This is a genomic window from Pseudoalteromonas sp. SR43-3 (genome assembly GCF_014163875.1).
Lineage (GTDB): Bacteria > Pseudomonadota > Gammaproteobacteria > Enterobacterales > Alteromonadaceae > Pseudoalteromonas > Pseudoalteromonas distincta.
The window spans coordinates 32,883-56,845 of the sequence record NZ_JACJEC010000013.1; the positions used below are offsets into that span (position 1 = coordinate 32,883).

Here is a 23,963-nt window from a genome sequence, read left to right on the forward strand (position 1 = left end):
TTAGCGGGTCCGATGATACTATCAAATATCACAGTGCCGTTGTTAGGAATTGTTGATACTGCTGTAATTGGGCACTTAGGAAGCGCTCATTACTTAGCTGGAATTGCCCTTGGCTCTGCAGTTATATCTATTTTATTTTGGCTTGCTGGTTTTTTAAGAATGAGCACCACGGGACTCGTGGCACAAGCATACGGAAAAAACGATTTAACCCAACTTGCCGCTTTACTTAAACGAAGCCTATTGCTTGCAAGCGCAGTGGCCGCGCTATTAATTGTGTTATCCCCATTAATAAAGCACGCTATTGCTTACCTCTCCGCAGCCAATGGCGACGTACTTAACCAAGCTTATCAGTATTTTAGCATTCGTATTTTTAGTGCTCCAGCAGCATTATGTAATTTAGTGTTACTGGGTTGGATGCTTGGTGTGCATTATGGTCGAGGTCCATTTTATTTATTACTCGTCACTAATATCGTTAATATAGTGCTCGATATTTATTTTGTTGTTTATTTAGATTGGGCAGTTGCAGGCGCTGCATGGGCGTCACTTATTGCTGACTATACAGCACTAGTATTTGCACTGTTTTTAGTGGCTAAACTAGCTAAAAAACAAGACATTGATCTAAATGTACCGAATTGGTTGAGTATTAGCAAAATGGCTGAATTATTGAGTTTGAATAGAGATATATTTATTCGCTCTTTAATACTGCAATTATGCTTTAGTTTTATGACATTTTACGCGGCGCGTATAGGCGAAACCACATTAGCTGCTAATGCTGTCTTGCTTAACTTTTTAATGTTGGTGAGCTTTGCTCTTGATGGCGTTGCTTACGCGTCTGAGGCAAAAGTAGGGCAAGCTAAAGGCCAAGGAAGTGTTAAAAACATAGAGCTTTGGGTTAAAATAAGTGTATTTTGGGGTATGCTTTTTGGTGTGTTATATAGCCTGTTTTTTGCATTATTTGGCAACACCATAATCAAGCTTTTAACCAATGTGCCAGAGGTTATTCAAGAGGCAACGTATTATTTACCATGGATAATAGTATTACCAATTTTGGCCATGAGCTGCTTTTTGTTTGATGGTGTTTTTGTAGGGCTTACGCGAGCAAAGAACATGCGTAATAGTATGATACTTTCAGCTGGAGTTGGCTTTTTTGGTGTGTTTTGGGTGTTTATAGACTTGCAAAATAACGGGTTATGGCTGGCTATGAGCTGTTTTATGTTAATGCGCGGGGTTACATTAATAATTAAATATCACCACTTAAAAATAAATAATCAGCTATTAGATTAAATAAATGGTTTATTTCCAGAGATCGGGGTCGTGGTGTTTAGGGCCCATATCTTTTAAAACTTGTGAAAAACGATTAGCAAAAATACCGCAGTAGCCCCAACCGGCAAAAAATAATGCGGGGAGTAAAATTATAACGCCAATTATTTGTAAGCTGTAGTGGGTGTAATACCCAATAGATATGAATATCACGGCTAGCACAAACAGTGCTAAGCCGCGAAAAAAGCGCTTTAAGCTCAGCTTAGGATTGCTCCCTAAGCGATAGATAAGCTGCTTTAGCATTTACAAGGCCTAATAGTAAGAGTGATCGCCCGCTTCGTGCTCAGTTATATCAGCAACACCGGTGATTTCTTCAAACTTAGCTATCATTTCTTTTTCAATGCCTTCTTTTAGTGTTACATCGATCATAGAACAACCGTTACAACCACCACCAAACTGAAGTATAGCTATACCTGCAGCTGTAATCTCAACAAGGCTTACTTGACCACCGTGGTTAGCAAGTTGTGGATTTACTTCGGTTTCTAGCATGTGCTGTACACGTTCGTTTAACGATGCATCGTCACCTATTTTACGCGCCTTTGCATTTGGTGCTTTTAGCGTTAACTGAGTACCCATTTTGTCGGTAACAAAATCGATTTCAGCTTCTTCTAAAAATGGAGCACTTTCTGCATCTACAACGGCATCAAAACCGTTAAAGTTTAGGCGAATATCGCTCGCTTCTACAGCGTCTTCTGGACAATAAGACACACCACATTCCGCTTGTGATGAACCAGGGTTTACAACAAACACACGAATATTGGTTTGTTGTGATTGATCTGCTAATAGTTTAGCAAAATGCGCTTGCGCTGTTTCGGAAATAGAAATCATAAAACCATCTATACTTGACTAAATTACTCGGATACTGCGTATCATACTCCGCTCATCGTGTTGCGGCTAGTGTTGAGCGTAAAAAGTTGGCATCTATTTTAAGCAATGGTAGCGTGCAAACAACGAACATTTTTTGAGTGATTTATATGCGTTTGGTATTAACATTAATGGTGGTGTTGCTTAGCTTTTCAAGTGTAGCTAAGCCACTTTCGTATTATTTTGAACAAGATGTAAAATTTGACCCTTCAATTCCTACTCCTGAGCAAGTACTCGGTTACGAAGTAGGAGAGTGGCACGTGAGACACGATCAGCTCGTACGTTATATGGAAATACTTGCTGATAAAAGCGACCGTATAAATTTTGAAGTGATTGGCCGCACACATGAACAACGCCCCCTTGTCATGCTAACAATTACAGCAGCTGATAAGTTATCAAGCATAGAGCAGACACGCCAAGCTCACTTAGCACGCTTAAGTAACGATGGATCAGATGCTAATTCTACAAAGCAGCCTGCCGTTGTATGGATGGGGTATAGTGTGCATGGTAATGAGTCATCAGGTAGTAACTCATCTTTGCTGGTGGCATATTACTTAGCTGCTGCACAAGGTGCTGAAATAGATGAGTTATTAGACAACACGGTTATTTTACTCGACCCTTCGCTTAATCCTGACGGACTTGCTCGTTTTGCTAACTGGGCAAACAGTAACCGAGGCATGAACTTATCAAGTGACCCTAAAACCCGTGAACATGTTGAAAACTGGCCAAGTAGTCGTACCAATCATTACTGGTTTGATTTAAATCGTGACTGGTTATTGCTACAACATCCTGAATCGCGCGCGCGTATTGCTAAATTTCATCAGTGGAAACCAAATGTCTTAACAGATTTTCATGAAATGGGACCAAACAGCAGTTACTTTTTTCAGCCAGGTATCCCTAGTCGTATACACCCAATAACACCGGATGAAAATGTAACGTTAACTAAAGCGATTGCTAACTATCACGCAAAAACGTTAGATGAAAATAACGCACTGTACTTTACCGAAGAAAGCTTTGACGACTTCTATTACGGTAAAGGCTCAACTTATCCCGACGTAAATGGTGGTGTAGGTATTTTATTTGAGCAAGCAAGTTCTCGCGGGCATATCCAAGACACTATAAATGGACCTTTGAGCTTTCCCTTTACTATTAAAAATCAACTATTAACGAGTTTATCTACCTTTAAAGCCGCTGTTGATAACCGCCAAGCATTACTTGATTACCAAGCTAAGTTTTATAATCAAGCTACTGATTTAGCCAGTGATGAAAGCTTTGAAGGTTATGTAATTGAGGGTGCGGATGACAACACTCGTATTAAAGATTTTTTAGGGTTGTTGAAACAGCATCAAATAGATGCTTTTTCGATTACTAAATCACTCAAGGCAAATGGCAACAACTATACAACCAATAGTTACTTTGTGCCCTTAGCCCAGCCACAGTACCGCCTAATAAAAGCTATTTTTAGCGAGCAAAAAAACTTTGCTGATAACACCTTTTATGACGTATCTGGCTGGACTTTAGCGCATGCGTTTAACTTACCTTTTGCAAAAGTAAAAAGCAGTTGGGGTTTAGAGGTTGCAAGTACACCGTGGCAAAAAGCGGTCAAACCTTCTTTTGCTTCACTTGAGCAAGGCTATGCGTTTGGCTTTTCGTGGGATGATTACCTAGCACCTAAAATGCTAAACAGCCTTTTAAAGCAAGGTATTAAAGCGCGTGTAGCGCTAAGCCCATTAACAGCCAAATCAAACTCAAGTGAAGTAAGCTTTGATGCTGGTAGTATTATTGTGCCAGCAGGCTTACAAACGAATAATGATTGGGTTGGAATATTAAATAAAGCACAAAACGAGTTTGGAATTGCAATCAAGCCTATTAACTCAGGTCTTACAAGCAAAGGAGCCGATTTAGGGTCTCGTACAATGGCGGTTGTTAGCGAGCCAAAAGTATTATTGGTAGGTGGTAAAGGCGTAAGCCAGTACGAAGCTGGGGAAGTATGGTATTACCTCGATCGCTTTGTAGGTGTTGCGCCAACAATTGTTGAAATGGAGCGTTTAAACTCTATTGAACTCAGTAATTACAGCCATATAGTACTTGCTCATGGTAACTACAACAGCTTATCTGATACCGACAAAGTGGCTATAAAAAGCTGGGTAAGAAAAGGCGGCGTTATTTGGGGTCACAAAGGCGGCGCTAAATTTTTAGCTGATCAGCAATTACTCAAAGCAAGCTATCTATCAAGACAAGATGTAGCGAGTGCATTTAAAACGACAGGTTTAAGTTATGGCGATAAGGACCATTTAGCAGGACGTCAACGCATTGCAGGAGCTATTTTTAATACTAATGTAGATTTAACTCACCCACTTACATTTTCACTTAAACGCAATACATTGCCCGTATTCAAAAACAGTACTTGGTTGCTAGAAGCTTCCGATGCACCGTTTGTAAATGTACTTACCTATACTAAAAAGCCATTGTTAGTGGGTTTTACCGATGCTGTTAATGTTGAGCAAGTTGCTGGTGGTGCTGGCTTAATTGCGCACTCATATGGACGAGGTACAGTAATAGGCATGACCGACGATCCTGTATTTAGGGGTTACTGGTATGGGACTAGTCGACTACTAAGCAATGCGTTATTTTTTGGTCATACGTTTCGTGCAAATGGCGAATAATACCAATTAGCTTAATTAAGTAATCTATTTTGAGGATGGAAAAACGTGTTGATAGCTAGGCAAAAAATTCGCTAATTAGTTGTTCTCGGCAATTGCTCCTGGATTGCTCTACCTTCTGCATCCATGCAGTCGTAAATGAGAATTTTTTAACACAGGTAGCGACACGTTTAGCCCCGCAAAATGATTAAGTATTATTGCGGATTGGTTTAATACTTTTTAATAATTAAATAGGCGTTAAGCAAGTTGTAAAAGCCCACACTTGTTTAGCGCCTGCTTGTTTTAGTGCACTAGTAGCTGCGTTTAATGTTGCCCCTGTCGTCATCACATCATCAACAATAGCGACTGTTTTACCGGCCATATCCTGTGTACAAATAAAGGCATTTTTTAAGTTTCTTATACGCTTTGCTTTGGATAGCTCCGACTGAGCTTGTGTTTTTTTATCGCGAATAAGAACATTACTTAGTGGGGCGTAATTAGCTAAACAGGGTTGCCAAACTTGGCTTACCTGATTAAATCCACGAGTAATAAAGCGGCTTTTATGAAGAGGTAAAATAATAAAGGTATCTGGCAAGTTAGGGCTTTGCTCAAAAAACTGCGTTAACTGTTTTTGTATAATTTGCTGCAATGCCTTTTTATAATGAATTTGATTATTAAATTTTAGCCTTTTAAGCCAATGCTCAAAGGGAGGCTGATAAAAAGCGCATGCAAATAATTTATCAAACTCGCAATTAGGAAACATCTCAATAATATCAGGTCGATGCAATAAACTCGTATGCTTACTAAAATCAAACAATGGTAAATCTTCAAGGCAATAATCACATAGCCCTAAAGAGGTCGCAATCGAGTTTTGACACTGCACGCAATAAGAGGGAAATAACCAATTTAAAACGGCTTGTTTCACAGACTCGCTCCTTGCATTGCAATCGCCTTTCTAAACGTTATGATGAGCCTAAGTTTGGTAAAGGTTAGGCAAATATGCAAAATGAGTTAGTGTTATTACATGGTTGGGGAATGCATCAGGGCGTATGGCAGTTAGTACAGCCAGAACTTGAGTTTTTATATTCAGGAAATGTACGTAGCCATGACCTACCTGGGTTTGGTAATAGCGATGTGTGCCCAAGCCCTTATACTTTGCATGATGCAGCAGAAATTTTGAGTAAGCAATTAAAGCCGAAGAGCATTTTAATGGGATGGTCGTTAGGTGGATTATTTGCACTTTATATTGCTAAACATTGGCCTGAAAAGGTATCTAAAGTTATTTTAATAGCGTCGACTCCCTTTTTTGCAGAGGCAGATAATTGGCCTGGAATAAAAGCGAATGTATTGGCGCAGTTTAAAGAGCAGTTAGTTAATCATCGAGAAAAAACAATAGAGCGCTTTTTAGCTATTCAAGCAATGGGTAGCGAGTCGGCGCGTGATGATATAAAGCAGCTTAAACAATTGCTAAATCAGTACAGCGCACCCCAAAGCGATGCCCTGAGTGCTGGTTTAGATATTTTACAAAACGACGATTTACGTGACTTATTTACTCATTGCCCAGTCCCTATTAGAGGAGTATTTGGCCGGCTTGATGCTTTAGTACCTTATAAAGCTATTAGCAAAATGTCAGCACTAAATACTGAGTTTGAATATGAAGTACTAGATAAAGCATCCCATGCACCATTTATTTCTCATAAAAGTGAGTTTTTATCTGTCGTTAAATCAATGCTTTAAAATAGAGCTAAGAATAGCGCTGTTTAAAGCTTTATTTTGAGCAGAACCTGAGCGATAATTAAACAATGTTTATTTGGTGGAGGTTTTAATATGCCAATCGGATCAGTATTTAATAGTGGTATAGAAGGGTTTAACCGAGCTAGCCAAGGTATTGAAAAAGCCAGTGCTGAGATTAACCGTGCCAGTATAGAACAACAAGATGACGCGCAATTAGCGCAGCAACGTCAGCTTACGGCAGCACGCCCTGAAGAGGCGATTACTGCACCAGTAGCACAACCAGCTCGTGTTGATGAAGCGCTTGTTAACTTAAAAGTTGAAGAATTTAATGCCAAGGCAAACACGCAATCAATTCAAACGGCCGATGATGTACTTGGCACGTTAATCGATATTAAAGTTTAGTATTATGAATATTGTCACGCCATTTCCGTCTATCAATATAAACACCGCAAATGTTTATACGGAAACCGCACGGCGTGACAACCAACTACGCGAAGTTATTCCGGCTCCCGCATCTAGTAGCGCAAGTAATACAGAAACCAAAGCGCAAAGTGATGCTGAAAAAGCAAAATTGCCAGGCAGTAGCGATGGTGCGACGTATAACGCAACGGGAAAAATAGCAGACGAAAAGTCAGTTCAGCAGCGCGATGGAAACTCAGAAAATCCTGAGGGCACTGAGCAAGAAAGTGAAGCAATCGAGAAAAAAGAATCTGAGCAAGAAGAGCTGCAATTAGAACAAGAACAACAACAAATTACAGAGCTAAAAGCACGGGATACTGAAGTACGAATACACGAACAAGCACACGCTTCTGTAGGCGGGCAATATGCTGGCTCGCCAAGCTATGAATACCAACGTGGCCCAGATGGTACTAACTACGCAATTGGCGGAGAAGTACAAATAGATGTATCAGAAATTCCGGGTGACCCGCAAGCGACTATAGACAAAATGCAAACGGTACGCGCTGCCGCATTAGCGCCTGCAGAGCCTTCAGGAGCTGATCGCTCTATTGCTGCAGATGCTACGCAAAAGCTAGCAGCGGCTCAAGCTGAGCTTGCACAACCTGAAAAAGAAGACGACGAAGACGCAAAAAGTAAACTTGAAGCGTCATTCTCTAGCGATGAAAGCAGCGATACAAAAACAGCTAAAAGTGACGAGCAAACACGTGATGCCGATGTTGAAGCACGGGCGGGGCGTATTGCTAACTTTTATCAAATGGCTACATCGCCAGCGAGCCAAAGTAGTTTTTCAGCGTTAAGTTAATAATTTAGCAAAACATAACCACAAAAAAACCGCTTACGCGGTTTTTTTGTGGTTAGTTGTACAAGTATTATTTTTTTACTTTAGCATTAGCGAACGCATCGGCAAATGCATTGCCCATTAACGCATTACCGTTGTCACGTTTAGGCTTTGCAGCGCGAGGTTGCGAATTATTAGCACGTGCTTGTGGCTTTTGCGTAGCTGGAGCTGCTGACTTATTACTTGTGTCAATATCGTCATCTAAGCGCATAGTAAAGCTTATGCGTTTACGTGCAGCGTCTACTTCAACAACTTTAACCTTTACAATATCACCAGCTTTAACAACTTCACGCGGATCTGATATAAATTTATTCGTGATTGCTGAAATATGCACTAAACCATCTTGGTGAACACCTACATCAACAAACGCACCAAAATTAGCAACGTTTGAAACCACGCCTTCTAAAATCATACCTGGTTTTAGGTCACTAATTTTTTCAACACCGGCTTTAAACTCAGCTGTTTTAAATTCAGGTCTAGGATCTCGACCAGGTTTATCAAGCTCAGTAATAATGTCGGTAACGGTTGGTAAGCCAAACTTTTCGTCAGTGTAATCGTTAGCAGCAAGTTTAGTTAAAAAGTCGCTGTTACCAATTAGGTTACTGACATCTACGCTATTACGTTCACAAATGCGTTTAACAACAGGATAAGCTTCAGGGTGAACTGATGAGTTATCTAGTGGATCGCTACCATTGTTAATACGTAAAAAACCAGCCGCTTGTTCAAATGCTTTTGGCCCTAAACGCTCAACCTTTTTAAGCTCACTACGTTTAGTAAATGTGCCGTTAGCATCGCGATAATTAACGATATTTTGCGCTAATGTTTTGTTTAAACCAGATACGCGTGTAAGTAAGGGTACCGAGGCCATGTTTAAATCTACGCCTACTGAGTTTACACAGTCTTCAACTACTGAAATAAGGCTCTGGCCTAATTGGCTTTGCGATACATCATGTTGGTATTGGCCAACACCAATTGATTTTGGCTCAATTTTAACAAGTTCAGCAAGAGGATCTTGAAGGCGGCGTGCAATAGAGACAGCCCCTCGTATAGAAACATCTAAATCTGGAAATTCATTAGCTGCAAATTCAGAAGCTGAGTAAACCGATGCACCTGCTTCGCTAACCATAATTTTACTAAGTTTAAGTTCGCTGTTTGCTTTGATAAGCTCTGCAACCAACTTATCTGATTCGCGTGAGGCAGTACCATTACCAATCGCAATTAGCTCAACTTTATGCTGACGGCAAAGTTGCTCTAACGTACGCACTGATTTATCCCAATGATTTTGTGGTGCATGAGGGAAAATAGTTTGTGTAGCTAGTAATTTACCTGTGCTATCAACAACGGCAATCTTACAGCCAGTACGAAGGCCTGGATCAAGACCTAAAGTAGTACGAGGGCCTGCAGGTGCAGCCATTAATAAATCTTTTAAGTTTTTAGCAAATACATCTATTGCACCGGCTTCAGCTTTTTCGCGCATTGCTGCAAAAAACTCATTCTCTAGGTGTAACCCTAGCTTAACTTTCCACGCCCATTGAACAACGTTTAATAACCAAGGACTTGCCGCTTTATATTTAATATCTAAACGGTAATGCTCAGCAATCATGTTTGCACATAATTGTGCTGAATTTTCTGCACTAGGCTCTGGGTTTATATTTAACTGAAGTACACCTTCATTTCGAGCTCTAAGCATTGCAAGCGCACGGTGAGAAGGTACTTTTTTAAGAAGTTCTTGATGCTCAAAGTAATCACGGTATTTTGCACCGGCTTGCTCTTGGCCTTTAATCACAGTACTTTCAATTGCGCCATTTTGACTAATGTGGCTTCTAAATTTAGCAAGTAATTTTGCGTCTTCAGCAAAGCGTTCCATTAAGATGAATTTAGCGCCTTCAAGTACCGCTTTTGTATCTGCAAAACCTTTTTCAGCACTTACAAACTGTTCCGCTTGTTGCTCTGGGTCAAGGTTAGCATCTTTAAATAGTGCATCTGCAAGAGGCTTTAAACCAGCTTCAATTGCTATTTGGCCTTTAGTGCGGCGCTTAGCTTTATATGGTAGGTATAAATCTTCAAGTTCTGTTTTACTTTGTGCATTGGTTATATCGGCACTTAGCTCTGGCGTTAATTTATTTTGCGATTCGATTGTCGATAAAATAAAACTACGGCGCTCTTCTAGTTCACGTAAATACGATAAACGCTGCTCTAAAAGGCGTAATTGGGTGTCGTCTAGGCCGCCTGTAACTTCTTTTCTGTAGCGGGCAATAAAAGGAACAGTTGCGCCTTCATCAAGTAACTTTGTTGCAGCAACAACCTGTTGCTGCTGTGCGTTTAACTCACCGGCTAAACGTGCAGAGATATCGCTCATGCAAAAACCTTTTTATACAATAAAATAAGACCAGAAGCGTGTTACTGGCGCTGTTAATTGCTTGAATAATATCACAGGAGGTAGTAATGAAAAGCTCTTAAAGCAAGCTATTTTACTTGCTTTAAGATGGTTGGGTCGGGAGCAAATCAATTCAACTAAAAGAGCGCCCTAGTGAGGGTGCTCAATGTTTTCTAATACCTCACTGAAAGAGTGAGCAATAGGTGAGATATGTACAGGAATATGTAATGTTTTAGCTATTTGGCGAGCTGAAATTAAACCACAAATTTCGTTACTCGCTGTTGTAACTAATAAAAACATTGTGCCCTGATGCTCCATCGTTTGCAGCGCATCACCAATGCATGCGTAGCTTAAGCTTTGCATACTTACACCTGTAAGGCGGCTAACTGGTGTCATAATGTCACGTAAGCTTACTTCGCTTCGTTGCATATTTAAGCGCTCTGCAATAATAGTAATTTTAGAGCTTTGTAAATCGGCGCTAGAAACTAGGCCAATTAATTTTTGGTGTTCGTCTGTTACTAAAACAAAGTCAGATTGTTGTGCACTTACTTGTTTAAGTGCCTCTGTAATCGTTGTTCCATGCTCTGCACGAATAGGTGTTTTTTGAGTAAAGTTATTCACCATTTTTAGCGCTGGAGAAGATAAATCGATTAATGGTTGATCATCTGCAAATGTGCTAGCAATAACGCCATGAGAAATATTTTGGGTACGTAATTCTTTAAAGTTAGACATAGTAGTCACCTTAGTAGTTATAAAATTTAATTAAGTTGTAAAATAATGAATTAAATTAAATAGCTAGGTGGTCCGCGTTGGTATGCAGTGCTAAAAGGTCTGTTTAGATTAGTGCTCTTATAAAAAGAATCTACGACATTAGGAAGTGGTTGAGGCGACCTAAAGGTAATAGTGTTAACGTGAGAGTCCACGTCAAAATCGAGGTTTGCTTGGTCAGGAATATCACAAGTAATAAAGTGATTAGATAGTTTAGCGTTATCAAGGTTTACGTCAGTGTTGCTGGCATGCAGCGTCAAACTTACACTCATTAAAAGTGCAAACAATACGGCATTACTAAATATGCGCTGTACCATGTTTGACATAATCACGACCTTAATTAACTGCTTTCAAATTAAACAAATCAACTTGAATAATTCAGTTATAGCTTATTGCTTTAATTTACACAATCAAAAGTTAACATGATCTGAATCAAAACTTTTTATTTCTTTTTTTGGTAATCGATACTGTTTACATACCACTGCTTTTTTCCCTGAGGAGTGGTCACTTCAAATTCGTCATCTACTTGTTTTTTAATCAACGCACGCGCCATAGGTGAGTCTATTGATATGTAATCTTTACGGTCGTAAATTTCATCAGGACCTACAATTCTGAACTTTTTAACTTCACCTTCTTCGTTTTCAATTTCAACCCATGCACCAAAAAATACTTTTCCATCTTGCACCGGAGAGTAGTCAATAATTTTTAAATCTGGTATGCGTTTGCGTAAGTAGCGTACTCGGCGGTCAATTTGGCGCAGCAATCGCTTGTTATATTGATAGTCTGCGTTCTCAGAGCGATCTCCGAGGCTGGCTGCCCAGCTTACTATTTTTGTTACTTCTGGGCGTTTTACGTTCCATAGTTGATCGTGTTCTTGTTGTAATTGCAAGTAACCTTCGCGGGTAACTAAATTTGTTTTCATGGCCAATTCTTTATTAACTCTAATGGTGTGCACGTTATTAAATTTGCCAAAATTTGTCGAGCGTAAAATGTAATAAAGTACGAGTAAGGAAGTTTTGAAATGTTCAGTAACAATCTAAGCAAGTAATTAGTTTTTGATTATTAAGTTTTTCATTTATATTAACTAGTAATTGGATATAAAAATAAGAAAGAGATTATGGGACACGAGACCACAAAAGTATTAGTTGTTGATGACGATATGCGCTTACGCAGTTTGCTTGAACGTTACTTAGTAGAGCAAGGCTTTATTGTTAGAACCGCAGGAAACTCGGAGCAAATGGATAGACTCCTAGAGCGCGAAAACTTTCACTTAATGGTTCTCGATTTAATGCTCCCAGGCGAGGATGGCTTATCTATTTGCCGACGCCTACGCCAAAAAGAAAATGAAATTCCTATTGTTATGCTTACTGCAAAGGGCGACGAAGTAGACCGTATTATTGGTCTTGAACTTGGCGCTGACGATTACATTCCAAAACCATTTAATCCACGTGAGCTACTTGCTCGCATAAAAGCAATTTTACGCCGCCGCGCAAAAGAAGTGCCAGGTGCTCCTGCTGCTGAAGAAAACTTAATCGCTTTTGGTAAATTCACCCTTAATTTAGCAACGCGCGAAATGAGTGAAGGGGATAAAACAATATCGCTTACCAGTGGTGAGTTTGCAGTGCTTAAAGCGCTTGTTTTGCATCCGCGTGAGCCACTTAGCCGCGATAAGCTAATGAACTTGGCGCGTGGACGTGATTACAGTGCGCTTGAGCGAAGTATTGATGTGCAAGTGTCGCGACTTCGCCGCATGATTGAAGTAGATGCTGCTAATCCTCGATATATTCAAACCGTTTGGGGTTTGGGGTATGTGTTTGTTCCCGACGGTGAAAAGTAATATTTATGGGCATGTTTCCGCGCAGTGCTTTTGGGCAAACTGTTTTTTTAGTGGCGGCTTTGTTGCTAATAAATCAAATAGTGTCTTATGTTACGGTTAGTTTTTATGTTGTAAAACCAACTATTGAGCAAGTTAACTTGATGCTTGCTAAACAAATTAAAACGGTATTTATTGACTGGGAAGATGGCGTTGAAATAAACGACGAAGTATCTGCGAAGTTTTTTGAAATTACCGGCATTGAAGTAATGACGCAGCGCGAAGCAATGCGTCAAGGACTTGGGCAAAGCCGCGAATATTCTATGCTATCGCGTAGCATGACTGAGCAACTTGGTGGTTATTCTCGTGTACGTATTAGCCAAACTGATCCATTGATTTATTGGGTTGAAGCACCGCAAGCGCCAGGTTATTGGGTAAAAGTACCGCTTAAAGGTTTTAAAGAGAATAACTTAGAGTTTTTAACTTTTTACTTATCAAGTATTGGCTTTTTAAGTGTGCTGGGGGGGTGGTTGTTTGCAAGGCACCTTAATAGGCCATTAAAAGCACTGCAACAAGCTGCAGTAAAAGTAGGTAAAGGCGATTTTTCTACCAAATTAGAAGAAGAAGGCTCAACAGAAGTAATAGAAGTAACGCGCGCGTTTAATCAAATGTCGCGCGGAATTGCCGCACTTGAAAACGACCGCCGTTTACTAATGGCTGGTGTATCGCATGATTTACGTACGCCGCTTACGCGTATCCGTTTAGCCACCGAAATGATGGTTGATGAAGACGACTATCTTCGTGAAGGTATTATTTACGATATAGAAGATATGAACGGGATTATCGATCAGTTTATTGAGTATTTACGCCACCATAAACGTGAAGAGCTAAGTTGCGAAGATATAAATGCTTTAGTTGCCGAGGTTGTTAATTCTGAGCTTCAGCATCAACGTACTATTACGTTTAAAAGTAATCCAAATATAGGCAATATACCCTTAAGCTCTGTGGCTATTAAACGTGTAATTACCAACATGATTGGTAATGCGCTGCGTTATTCTGAGGGCGATATTGAAGTACTTAGTTACTTTAATTCAAACAAAAAATATGTAGTTATCGCTGTAAACGATAATGGCCCCGGCATTCCTGAAAACGAACTAGAGTCTGTGTTTGAGCCCTTTAAACAAGGCGATGCAGCTCGCGGAAGTGAAGGCAGTGGTTTAGGCCTTGCTATTATTAAACGCATTGTTGATATGCACGACGGTAAAGTAAAGCTAGAAAACCGCCCAGAAGGCGGTTTAAGTGCACAAGTATATTTGCCAATCAAGGTATCAACCCCTGCACAATAAATGCAGGGGTTTTATTGTACTAAAGTGCTTTAAAGCGAATAGCAGTACCGCCACTGGTGGCCAGTTTAAGCGTAAGTTTATCGTTTGCAGTTACAATACGTTTTTCGATAGCTATATCGTACGGATTGTTTTTCCACTCTGCGTTTTTACCATCTTTATAAATTTGTGCTTCAAATTTTTTGCCTTGCTCTAAAAAGTCGAGTTTCACCTCAATAGTTCTAGCTTTCTCGTCAGTAACAGCACCTAGGTACCAATCGTTTCCTGAGTATTTAGTGCTTTTACGTTCTTTACGGGCAAATACAATAAAGTCGCCTACTTCACCATCAAGGGCAATACTTTGCTGCCAATCTGTTGGTACGTCTTGAATAAATTGAAATGCGTCGGGCTTAGCCAAATAGTTTTTAGGTAAGTCGGCAGCCATTTGAATTGGGCTATACAACACAACATAAAGTGCAAGTTGTTTGGCAAGTGTAGTTTGTGGGCGGTTTGTATCGCCTCCTAAACCATTAAAGCTCATATCAAAAATACCTGGCGTAAAGTCCATAGGGCCAGAGAGCATGCGGGTAAAGGCAAGCATTGGTACGTGTTCTGGGGGGTTAGGAGGCGAACCCCATGCATTATATTCTTGCCCGCGTGCACCTTCGCGCGCGATCCAGTTGGGGTAAGTACGGCGCAGGCCTGTATCTTTAATTGGCTCGTGCGTATTGATGCTAATTTTATGTTTAGCCGCAAGCTTTACGTTATGAAGGTATTCGTTAACCATAAATTGGCCGTCATGCCATTCATGGCGCGCAATACCGTTTTTGTCTATACGTTTTATATTTCCGCCATCGGCTACATAACCTGTTTTTACTTGGCTGACGTTTGATTTTTCGTAAAGTGTAAAGGCATCTTCCATTTGGTCTCGGTAGTTGCTTACATTGCCTGATGTTTCGTGATGGCCAATGAGCTGTACGCCTTTTTCTTTGCCGTATTGAGTCAGCGCTGCTATATCAAAATCGTCGTACGGTTTGGTAAAGTTAAATACATCGCCATTAAAGTACCAATCGCCATCCCAGCCAATATTCCAGCCTTCAACGAGTACGCCATCAAAACCATACTGCGCTGCAAAATCCATATAGTATTTTGTGGTTTGCGTAGTGGCGCCGTGTTTTTTACCGCTACCCCAAGTTTGCGTGTTTATATGCATACCCCACCAAATACCGACGTATTTGCCAGGTTTAACCCACGACACGTCACCGAGTTTATTAGGCTCGTTTAAATTTAGTATTATATCTGAATTAACTAGGCCAACAGCGCTGTCGGCTATTTGAATGGTGCGCCATGGTGTTTTAAAAGCACCTTGTTTTTTAACGGCAACACCATCTGACCAAGGGGTTAAGTCTGCTGTAAATGTGCCTGGACGGCGCTGATTAAGCACCATACCCGCGTAATCAACAAGAGCGGCTTCATGAATACTAATATGAGTACCGTCACTTGTTTTAAACGTAAATGGTGTGTGAGCTAGTGGAGCTTCGTTAAGTGGAGTAGTGTTGTAAACATATTCGTAGCGGTTCCAGCCACGAGCAGGTATCCACCATGCTGTTGCATCATGGCTATTGTTTATTGCAAACTCAGTCAGCTCTTTGGTTATTTCTGTATGTTCGAAGCCGGTTTGTTGTGGCACTTCGTATCTAAAACCTACACCACTATCAAATGCTTTAAATCGAATAGTGTAGGTACCTTTATTTGGCTCGTTTTTTGTAAAGGTAACGGCTACTTCGTTATATTCGTCAACAACGTTTTGGCGTTCGCCCCAAGGTTGTTGCCACTGTGTATTAACACTTTGTTGTTCAATGCTTTTAATTTTAAAACCGTCGCTAAAGGCCGCTTGTGTTTTAAATTCAAACCCCAGTAAAGATTTGTTTATAACCGCTTTGTTTTTAAATTTTATTGCGTAGCTTGGCGTGTTGTTTTCGTCAGAGATGCTTACTGTTATTTGTGTGTCTGGCGATTTTAGCTCTACAGTTTGTCCGTAGCTATTACTAGCAAAGGCTAAAAGCACAAGTGCAGGGATTCTCATGGTGTGTCCTTAGATGAGTCGGTGGTGACATTTAAGGATAATGACTGTTGATGATTAATACGACTGCCTACATACGTATTCAATGTTTTAAAAAATAGAAAGAATTTAGTGGTTTAATCGGTCTATAATGTAAACAAATTGATAATAGCGACAAGAAAATGATAAAAAGCTTACTTTGTGTATTTTTACTAAGTGTTAGTACTGGAGTTTTTGCAGCAAATATTACAATTAAAAATGCTAATAATGACCCATTACCTAATGCTGTTGTGTGGCTAACTGCAGGAGATTCCTCTAGCGTTATTCCTCCAGAAGCACCTTATGTGATGACCCAGCAAAATCGAGAATTTAAGCCGCGTATTTTAGTTGTCCCACAAAATGCAAAGGTAGAGTTTCCGAATGCGGACTCAATCATGCATCATGTTTATTCATTTTCTAAAGCTAAAACATTTGAATTAAAGCTATATAAGGAGCACTCAAAAGCGCCCATTACTTTTGATCAAACAGGGGTTGTTGAGCTTGGCTGTAATATTCATGATTGGATGTTAGGTTATATTGTGGTGGTCGATAGTACTATTTTTGCAATCACTGATGAAAATGGTCATGTTGATTTAAATGCCAATGTAGGCGAATACACGTTAAGTGTTTGGCATTCTGGGTTTAGTGATATTAGTAAGGTTGAATCTCAAACTATTACTGTGGCTACTAACCCGATCACTTATAAAGTAAAGCAGGAAATTGCGGAGCAAATTGACTTTGCTACGGATGAATTTGATGACTATTAATCGTTTAACGAGGCTGATATTTTTAGCCGGTGCTTTATGTTTTAGTAATGCATTGTATGCACAAGTAAAAGGCTTGTTACAAATTAGAGCCGTGCAGGGTGACGATATACGTAGCTTCCAAGAGGGCGGCCTTGGGCTATATCGGCAGGATACTAAAAGCGACGAACTGATTTTATCCCAAGGTATTTTAAATTTTAATGTTGATTTAGCATCTAGTTGGTCGGCTCATGGGGTGTTAAATGCGAATCAAGATCCTGACGTTGGCCTTGGTTTTACACAGGCTTATGTAAAGTATCAGCCGCTATCTAACAGCAACTATAAATGGCATGTGCGTGTAGGGGGCTTTTATCCACTTATGTCGCTTGAAAACCCTGATATAGGGTGGACTTCTCCTTATAACTATACAAACTCAGCTATTAATAGCTGGATTGGCGAGGAAGTACGCACTGTTGGCGCAGAGATAACTATTAAGCGCCCAGCAAAACGTTTTAACAGCGCTCATAGCTTTAGTTTTGTAGGTGCTACATTTAAAGGCAATGACCCTGCCGGTACTTTACTTGCTTGGCGTGGTTTTGCATTACACGATAGGCAAACTACATTTAGCGAAAGTGTTAAATTTGCGCCTGTAGCGGCATTAAATGCGTATGAATTACGCTGGCAAGCTAATCAGGTTTTACCGTTTGAAGAAGTAGACGGACGTTTTGGCTATTACGCTGGCGTACACTGGGATTACTTAAAAAAATCACAATTTCGAATTTATTATTACAACAATAACGGTGACCCAACCACACTTAATATTAGTACAGGGCAGTATGCTTGGGATACTCGCTTTACAAGCGCCGCTTGGCTTTATAAGTTTAATAATAAAACCCGCTTTATAGCACAGGTGCTCAATGGTAAAACCGAAATGGGCGCTAATGCTTTAATAGATAATGCCTTTTACAGCCATTATTTAATGTTAAGCCATAAAGAAGGCAAGCATCGAGTTTCTGTACGCTACGATTACTTTAAAGTGACAGATAACGACACTACTGCGTTTGATCCTAATGCAAGCAATGGGGAAGGTTTAACCGCAACATGGCGCTACCAGCTCACTAATAAACTACAAATAGGGGTTGAAGGTTCTGCACTTAAAAGTGTTGCAAAAAATAGAGAGCCAATTGGATTTAATGAACGAATCTCGCAGCAGCAAATAATGCTAAACGCTCAATGGCGATTTTAGGTTTTATAAACTAGATTTATTATCAAAAAGGTAGGTATTAAATATGGTTTTTTTTGGAGTAAGTAATGAATTTGAATAGTATCCGCGTCAAAGTCTCTTTTCCTATTGTTATTTTAGGTATTGCTATCTTGTCGTTAATTATTGGGTATTCATACTTAATTAACTTACAAAAAAATGCATTAGATGTGCAATCGGATAAATTTATTAAGGCTGTGTCTCTTGCTTTGAGTGCCGACAGGGATTTGTATCAAGCAAAGGTTGCTGAGTTAAATTTAGTCGCACATAACGACAATAAAGAAGCTTATTTGCAAGAGCATAAAGAAAATGCTGAGCAAGTAACGCAAAGGTTAGAGCAGTACTTAGCTTTGTTATCGGACTATCCAAAAGCTATAAATGAGCTTCGCGGTTTTGATGGTGCTTATAATACTTGGTTAAACGCTTCACTGGCCTATATGAATGATAAAACAAATCTAAAAAAACAGTCTCAATCAGAAAAAGCATTTGACGAATTAAGAGCTACGCTTGATCAAGCTGGTGAATTAGCAGAGCAAACATCGGTTGAAGAAGTTCAAAAACTATCAGACACAATTGCTTCAACTAAGTTAACTATGCTTATTTTTGTCATATTAATTTTATTAGTGGCGTGTTGGTTTAGTTACCTTATTCCTAAGCAATTAACACAGCAAATTAACTATGTAACTTCTCGTATTAACGATATAGCCTCTGGTGATGGCGATTTAACTGGCAGGATCGCTATAACGTCTAAAGATGAATTTTCTGAACTTGCAACGCAGTTCAATCGTTTTCTCGACAACTTACAGCAATTAATTCGCGATATTTTAGAGCAATCAAAAGAACTAAGTGAATTAGGAGGTGAGTTAAGTCAGGTTGCAAATAAAAACAATGCTGTAAATCAAACGCTCAGCCAAGCCTCTGAGTCAATAGTAAGTGCAGTGCATGAGATGAGTGTAGCAAGTAGAGAAGTTGCAGGTGTTGCTCAGCAATCATCAACAGAAGCTGATAAATCGTTAAATTTAGCTCAGCAAGGACTAACAGCGGTTGCGCACTCTAGTTCTCGTATTATTTCTTTGTCGCAAAATATGGAGCAAGCTATGGCGCGCTCTACAGAGCTACAACAAAGTTCTGATAACATTGCCAAAGTACTTGAGGTTATTCGTGCAATTGCAGAGCAAACAAATCTGCTGGCGCTTAATGCTGCTATTGAAGCCGCGCGAGCTGGTGAATATGGCAGAGGTTTTGCTGTGGTAGCAGATGAAGTAAGAACATTGGCTACACGCACGCAAGTAAGCACAAACGATATTCAAAAAATGATAGAGCAATTTGCAACGAGCGTAGAACAATCAATTAAAGCGATAGATGAAGGTAAGCAATTTGCAGATGATGCGGTTGGTTCGTTTAGTCAAACTAATGATGTGCTTAATGCAATGCAAAGCTCGTCTACTAAAGTAAATGATATGGCGATGCAAACAGCGCAAGCGACTGAAGAGCAGACAACGGTTGCAGATGAAATAAGTCAAAACCTATCATCATTAAACGATCAAACTTTAGAAGGGGGGGCGCTTGCTCGAACTACTGAGGATGTATCTAAAAAAATGGAACAATTGACTGATGAGCTAAATCACTTAGTACATCGATTTAAAGTTTAAATAAGCTGATTATTTGGTTAGATAGCTCTTTAAGGTTTTAAAATATAACTGTACTTATGTTGTTTGTTAGCTCGAGTTCAGTTTGAATAGTCATTATAAATATAAAAAGGGACTTTAAAAGTCCCTTTTTTAATGCAATTTTAACCTTGAGAAGTCAACAAAGCCTAAAGTGAATTAGTATTATTTTTTATCAAAAGCGCGTTTCATGTAGTTAGGTGTAGCGAGTGCACCATGATGAATACCGCTGTTGTAGTATTCACTTTGCTCAGCTATTTGTGCTGCGCCGTCTTCTCTAAAACCGTCAAATGCTTGTGATTTACGTGCAAGTGTTACCGACCATAAACCGCTTGGGTAAATTGGTTGCGGGAATGGCAGTGTTTGTAAATCGTTAAAGCCTACGCTTAGCATTGCTTCGCGCATTTCAACTAATAATGGCATATGCATAAGAGGTGATTCGCTTTGTTGCACTAAAATACCACCTGGGCGCAGTGCATCTAAACAGCTTGTGTAAAACGCATGATTAAATAAACCTTCACCTGGACCCACCGGATCGGTGCCATCAACAATAACCACGTCGATAGATTCGCCAGCGGCTTCGCGCATGTATTTAATACCGTCGTCAAACATAACCGTTGCACGGGCGTCGTTGTTAGATTCACAAAGCTCTGGGAAGTATTTTAACGACATTTGCGTTACTACTTCGTCTATATCTATTTGCGTTACAGTTTCTACGCCTGGGTGTTTTAATACTTCGCGTAAAGTACCGCAGTCGCCGCCGCCAATAATAACGACGTTTTTAGGGTTTGGGTGCGCTAAAAGTGCAGGGTGGCTGATCATCTCATGATAAAAGAAGTTTTCGCGGGTTGTTACCATAGTACACCCGTCGATGATCATTAAATTACCAAAGTCTGTGGTTTCAAACATTTCTACCTTTTGAAAAGGAGACTGTTTTTCATCTAACTTTTTATTAATACGTAATGAAAATGCGCTGCCATCGCGGTCGCTAATTTCAGTAAACCACTTACTTTGCTCTAAATTTGCCATAGTTACTATTACACTTTTTTAGGTTGAGTATGAAAAAGGGGCAATTCTGCCAGTGCTTGGCGTTTTGCTCAATGACATTTTAACTGATTTGACGAATAAAGTTAGTTAGGAGTGAGTGAAAGTTCAATTTTTGTTAGCCTAGTGGATAGTGACGTATTAAAATGCGCCTTTATACCTAATTGACTAAAGAAGAGTTGCCATGACCTGGGGTTTAGAAACAGCACGCGCCACTTATAACGTTGCTCATTGGAGTGATGGTTATTTTGATATTAACGCACAAGGCGAACTGGTGGCTTACCCAGATGGCGACCAAACAAAACCGGCCATTTCTTTAACGCAATTAACTGAGCAGTTTAAGCAACAAGGTTTAACGTTGCCGGTTTTAGTACGCTTTACTGATATTTTAAAAAATCGTGTAGACACACTTACTAACGCGTTTACGCAAGCGCGAGCAAATCGTGAATATAACGGAAAATACACCTGTGTTTACCCAATAAAAGTAAATCAGCAACGTTCTGTAGTAAGTAAGCTATTAGCGCATCCAAGCGGGCTTGTTGGCCTAGAAGCAGGCTCAAAGCCAGAACTTATGGCTATTTTGGGCGTAGCAAAAGAGCCAATTACAATTGTGTGTAACGGCTATAAAGACAGTGAGTTTTTACGCTTAGCATGTATTGGTCAAGCAATGGGCCACAGCGTAAAAATTGTGGTAGAGAAACTTTCAGAACTAACCACACTACTTGAAGAAATAGACAACCTAGGCATTGAACCTGCTATTGGTATTCGTATTCGCCTAAATTCAGTAGGCAAAGGCAAGTGGCAAAACACGGGCGGCGAAAAAGGCAAGTTTGGTTTAACGGCAGGCCAAGTACTAAGTGCTGTTGAAGTGCTGAAAAAGCATAATAAGCTGCACTTAATGCAAATGGTGCATTTTCATATTGGTTCTCAAATTGCCAACATTCGTGATATTCACCGTGCTTTGCGTGAATGTGCACGCCACTTTGCTGAGCTTACACAATTAAACGTACCGTTAAATACCGTTGATGTAGGAGGCGGATTAGGCGTTGATTACGAGGGCTCAGGCTCGCGCAGCGCGTGTTCAATGAATTACACCGTAGAAGAGTATGCGCGTAACGTAGTGAATGCATTTGCAGAAGTGTGCGATCAGCATAACCTTACGCATCCGGCCATTATCACCGAATCGGGGCGCGCTTTAACCGCTCACCATGCGGTATTAATTACCGATGTAATTGACGTAGAAAAAGCGCCCAATCATTTAAATCCAGAGCCACCGCTTGAAAATAGCGCGTTAGTGCTTGATGAAATGTGGCAGTGTTTACAGCGTTTAAACCCGCGTATGGCACTTGAGATTTATCACGACGCTATGCACTTATTTAGCGAAGCGCACGATCAGTACGTGCATGGCTTAGTAAGCATGCTAGAGTGGGCGAAAATAGAGCAGCTTTACTTTACTATTTTACATCGTGTACGTGCATCGCTTAGTAATAATGCGCGCGCGCACCGTGAAGTCCTCGACGATTTAAACGAAAAGCTTGCCGATAAACTCTTTGTTAACTTTTCATTATTTCAGTCATTGCCTGATGTATGGGGTATTCAGCAGTTGTTTCCGGTTATGCCAATCGAAAACTTAACTCAACCATTGACTCAGCGCGCGATTATTCAAGATATTACCTGTGACTCTGACGGGCAAATCCGTGAATACGTTGAAGGCGCTGGTATCGAAACCAGCCTACCAATACCAGAATATAAACACGGCGAGCAATACCATATTGCGATGTTTATGGTGGGTGCATATCAAGAAATTTTAGGCGATTTACATAACCTATTTGGTGACACTGATTCTGTGCATGTAGAGCTTAACGATGAAGGTTATGTGTTAACCAATGCTATAAAAGGTGATAGCGTTAAGGATGTATTAAAGTTTGTTGACTATGATAGCGCCATTTTAGCTGACAACTTTGCGTACCAAGTTAATAAGCTTGATGTATCAGCGCAGTGTAAAGAAGGTTACTTAGCTGAGCTTAATGCAGGCCTTGAAGGCTATACCTATTTTGAAGATTAATTTGTAAGCAACTGAAAGCGCAGTATTAGTGGCTGCGCAATGTTTAAAGGAATGGAAGTAATGTCAGTTATTCGCGGTGTATTTAGTATTATTTTTTACACAATAAACACACTTTTTTGGTTTGTGCCTATTTTTATTTGTGGGCTTATAAAGCTTATACCTATTAAGCCTCTACAAAAGATTATGAGCTGGGCTGCAAAGCAATTTGCAACTATTTGGGTGACCTTTAATAGCTTAAATCAAAAGTTATTTACGCCAACTAAACTTAATGTAACTGGCCTTGAAGACCTTAAGTTAAAGGATTGGTACCTAGTAATTGCAAATCACCAAAGCTGGGTCGATATTTTAGTATTGCAGCGCGTGTTTAACCGTAAAATTCCATTTTTAAACTTCTTTTTGAAAAAAGAGCTTATTTACGTGCCTATTCTAGGTTTGTGTTGGTGGGCGCTTGATTTTCCGTTTATGACTCGCACGAGTAAAAGCCAATTAAAAAAGAACCCAAAGCTGCGTGGCAAAGACTTAGAAACCACGCGTAAAGCCTGCGAAAAATTTAAAGAGATGCCAGTAAGTGTGGTTAACTTTGTAGAAGGCACTCGTTTTACTACACAAAAGCACGCGCGCCAAAATAGCCCGTTTCCACATTTATTAAAACCAAAAGCGGGCGGTATTGCTTTTGTAATGCAAGCGATGGGCGAGCAAATTACTAAAGTGGTTAACGTTACAATTCATTACCCTGATGGGATTCCTACATTCATGGATTTTGCAGGTGGTAAGGTAAAAAATATCAACGTACACGTGGATGTAAGGCCTGTAAGCGAAGAGCTTATTGGTGACTACACCGGCGATTCTGAATTTAGAGTACGCTTTCAAAGCGAGCTAAATCGTTTATGGGAAAATAAAGAGCAAACATTACAATCGCTCGAAAAACACCCCAAATAAAAGGCA

21 protein-coding genes are annotated in these 23,963 nt (G+C 40.0%); 12 read left to right on the forward strand and 9 right to left on the reverse strand.

Annotation, left to right across the window (positions count from 1 at the left end; genetic code table 11):
• Positions 1–12: 12 nt before the first annotated feature.
• Entirely contained in the window at positions 13–1,284 is a 1,272-nt protein-coding gene (locus H5088_RS14260) for an MATE family efflux transporter (RefSeq protein WP_259398118.1), read from the forward strand.
• Between the two features lie 9 nt (positions 1,285–1,293).
• Here H5088_RS14260 and H5088_RS14265 read toward each other — a convergent pair whose 3' ends face one another.
• Positions 1,294–1,563: a hypothetical protein gene (locus H5088_RS14265; protein ID WP_002959572.1), complete on the reverse strand. Its 270-nt coding sequence runs from the start codon at positions 1,561–1,563 to the stop codon at positions 1,294–1,296.
• 9 nt (positions 1,564–1,572) lie between these two features.
• Entirely contained in the window at positions 1,573–2,148 is a 576-nt protein-coding gene (gene nfuA / locus H5088_RS14270) for a Fe-S biogenesis protein NfuA (RefSeq protein WP_002959571.1), read from the reverse strand.
• A gap of 146 nt (positions 2,149–2,294) precedes the next feature.
• Here nfuA and H5088_RS14275 point away from each other — a divergent pair, with 146 nt between their 5' ends.
• Positions 2,295–4,850 (forward strand): M14 family zinc carboxypeptidase, encoded by a 2,556-nt coding sequence (locus tag H5088_RS14275; protein WP_182753404.1) that lies wholly within the window; start codon positions 2,295–2,297, stop codon positions 4,848–4,850.
• Positions 4,851–5,073: 223 nt separating this feature from the next.
• On the opposite strand, the gene H5088_RS14280 is transcribed toward H5088_RS14275, so the two are convergent.
• Positions 5,074–5,751, reverse strand: a complete 678-nt coding sequence (locus H5088_RS14280) for a ComF family protein (protein ID WP_182694083.1) — start codon at positions 5,749–5,751, stop codon at positions 5,074–5,076.
• Positions 5,752–5,825: 74 nt separating this feature from the next.
• Here H5088_RS14280 and bioH point away from each other — a divergent pair, with 74 nt between their 5' ends.
• From bioH to H5088_RS14295, 3 genes are all read left to right on the forward strand, one after another.
• Positions 5,826–6,563, forward strand: a complete 738-nt coding sequence (bioH, locus tag H5088_RS14285; protein WP_182753406.1) for a pimeloyl-ACP methyl ester esterase BioH — start codon at positions 5,826–5,828, stop codon at positions 6,561–6,563.
• A 90-nt stretch (positions 6,564–6,653) separates the two neighbouring features.
• Positions 6,654–6,962 carry a hypothetical protein gene (locus H5088_RS14290; RefSeq protein ID WP_002959563.1) on the forward strand — a complete coding sequence of 103 codons (309 nt, stop codon included), beginning with the start codon at positions 6,654–6,656 and terminating at the stop codon, positions 6,960–6,962.
• A 4-nt stretch (positions 6,963–6,966) separates the two neighbouring features.
• Entirely contained in the window at positions 6,967–7,821 is an 855-nt protein-coding gene (locus H5088_RS14295; RefSeq protein ID WP_182753408.1) for a putative metalloprotease CJM1_0395 family protein, read from the forward strand.
• Between the two features lie 67 nt (positions 7,822–7,888).
• On the opposite strand, the gene H5088_RS14300 is transcribed toward H5088_RS14295, so the two are convergent.
• From H5088_RS14300 to greB, 4 genes are all read right to left on the reverse strand, one after another.
• A complete protein-coding gene (locus tag H5088_RS14300; RefSeq protein ID WP_182753410.1) occupies positions 7,889–10,216 on the reverse strand; it encodes a Tex family protein in 2,328 nt (775 codons plus the stop codon).
• Between the two features lie 168 nt (positions 10,217–10,384).
• Entirely contained in the window at positions 10,385–10,966 is a 582-nt protein-coding gene (locus H5088_RS14305; protein WP_182694446.1) for a CBS domain-containing protein, read from the reverse strand.
• A gap of 50 nt (positions 10,967–11,016) precedes the next feature.
• Positions 11,017–11,328, reverse strand: coding sequence for a hypothetical protein (locus H5088_RS14310; protein WP_138489777.1), 312 nt, complete (start codon positions 11,326–11,328; stop codon positions 11,017–11,019).
• Positions 11,329–11,444: 116 nt separating this feature from the next.
• On the reverse strand, positions 11,445–11,924 hold the full coding sequence (gene greB, locus H5088_RS14315) for a transcription elongation factor GreB (protein ID WP_002959554.1): 480 nt from the start codon (positions 11,922–11,924) through the stop codon (positions 11,445–11,447).
• Positions 11,925–12,119: 195 nt separating this feature from the next.
• On the opposite strand from greB, the gene ompR reads away from it, so the two are divergent.
• A complete protein-coding gene (ompR, locus tag H5088_RS14320) occupies positions 12,120–12,839 on the forward strand; it encodes a two-component system response regulator OmpR (RefSeq protein WP_182694450.1) in 720 nt (239 codons plus the stop codon).
• A 5-nt stretch (positions 12,840–12,844) separates the two neighbouring features.
• Positions 12,845–14,161: a two-component system sensor histidine kinase EnvZ gene (envZ, locus tag H5088_RS14325; RefSeq protein ID WP_149603333.1), complete on the forward strand. Its 1,317-nt coding sequence runs from the start codon at positions 12,845–12,847 to the stop codon at positions 14,159–14,161.
• A 19-nt stretch (positions 14,162–14,180) separates the two neighbouring features.
• On the opposite strand, the gene H5088_RS14330 is transcribed toward envZ, so the two are convergent.
• Positions 14,181–16,223: a glycoside hydrolase family 97 protein gene (locus tag H5088_RS14330; protein ID WP_182753412.1), complete on the reverse strand. Its 2,043-nt coding sequence runs from the start codon at positions 16,221–16,223 to the stop codon at positions 14,181–14,183.
• A gap of 158 nt (positions 16,224–16,381) precedes the next feature.
• Here H5088_RS14330 and H5088_RS14335 point away from each other — a divergent pair, with 158 nt between their 5' ends.
• From H5088_RS14335 to H5088_RS14345, 3 genes are all read left to right on the forward strand, one after another.
• Positions 16,382–17,005 (forward strand): methylamine utilization protein, encoded by a 624-nt coding sequence (locus H5088_RS14335; RefSeq protein WP_182753414.1) that lies wholly within the window; start codon positions 16,382–16,384, stop codon positions 17,003–17,005.
• A complete protein-coding gene (locus H5088_RS14340) occupies positions 16,995–18,227 on the forward strand; it encodes a hypothetical protein (RefSeq protein WP_182753416.1) in 1,233 nt (410 codons plus the stop codon). Before H5088_RS14335 ends, H5088_RS14340 begins: the two co-directional genes overlap by 11 nt.
• Positions 18,228–18,292: 65 nt before the next feature.
• Positions 18,293–19,894, forward strand: coding sequence for a methyl-accepting chemotaxis protein (locus H5088_RS14345; RefSeq protein ID WP_182695861.1), 1,602 nt, complete (start codon positions 18,293–18,295; stop codon positions 19,892–19,894).
• A 180-nt stretch (positions 19,895–20,074) separates the two neighbouring features.
• Here the strand turns inward: H5088_RS14345 and speE are convergent, their stop codons facing one another.
• The gene (speE, locus tag H5088_RS14350; RefSeq protein ID WP_182753418.1) at positions 20,075–20,938 is read right to left on the reverse strand and encodes a polyamine aminopropyltransferase; all 864 of its coding nucleotides are present in this window, start codon (positions 20,936–20,938) and stop codon (positions 20,075–20,077) included.
• A 199-nt stretch (positions 20,939–21,137) separates the two neighbouring features.
• On the opposite strand from speE, the gene speA reads away from it, so the two are divergent.
• Positions 21,138–23,018 (forward strand): biosynthetic arginine decarboxylase, encoded by a 1,881-nt coding sequence (gene speA / locus H5088_RS14355; protein WP_002959544.1) that lies wholly within the window; start codon positions 21,138–21,140, stop codon positions 23,016–23,018.
• 60 nt (positions 23,019–23,078) lie between these two features.
• Complete coding sequence (locus H5088_RS14360) at positions 23,079–23,957, forward strand: acyltransferase (protein ID WP_182682750.1); 879 nt, start codon at positions 23,079–23,081, stop codon at positions 23,955–23,957.
• The last annotated feature ends 6 nt before the right edge of the window (positions 23,958–23,963 follow it).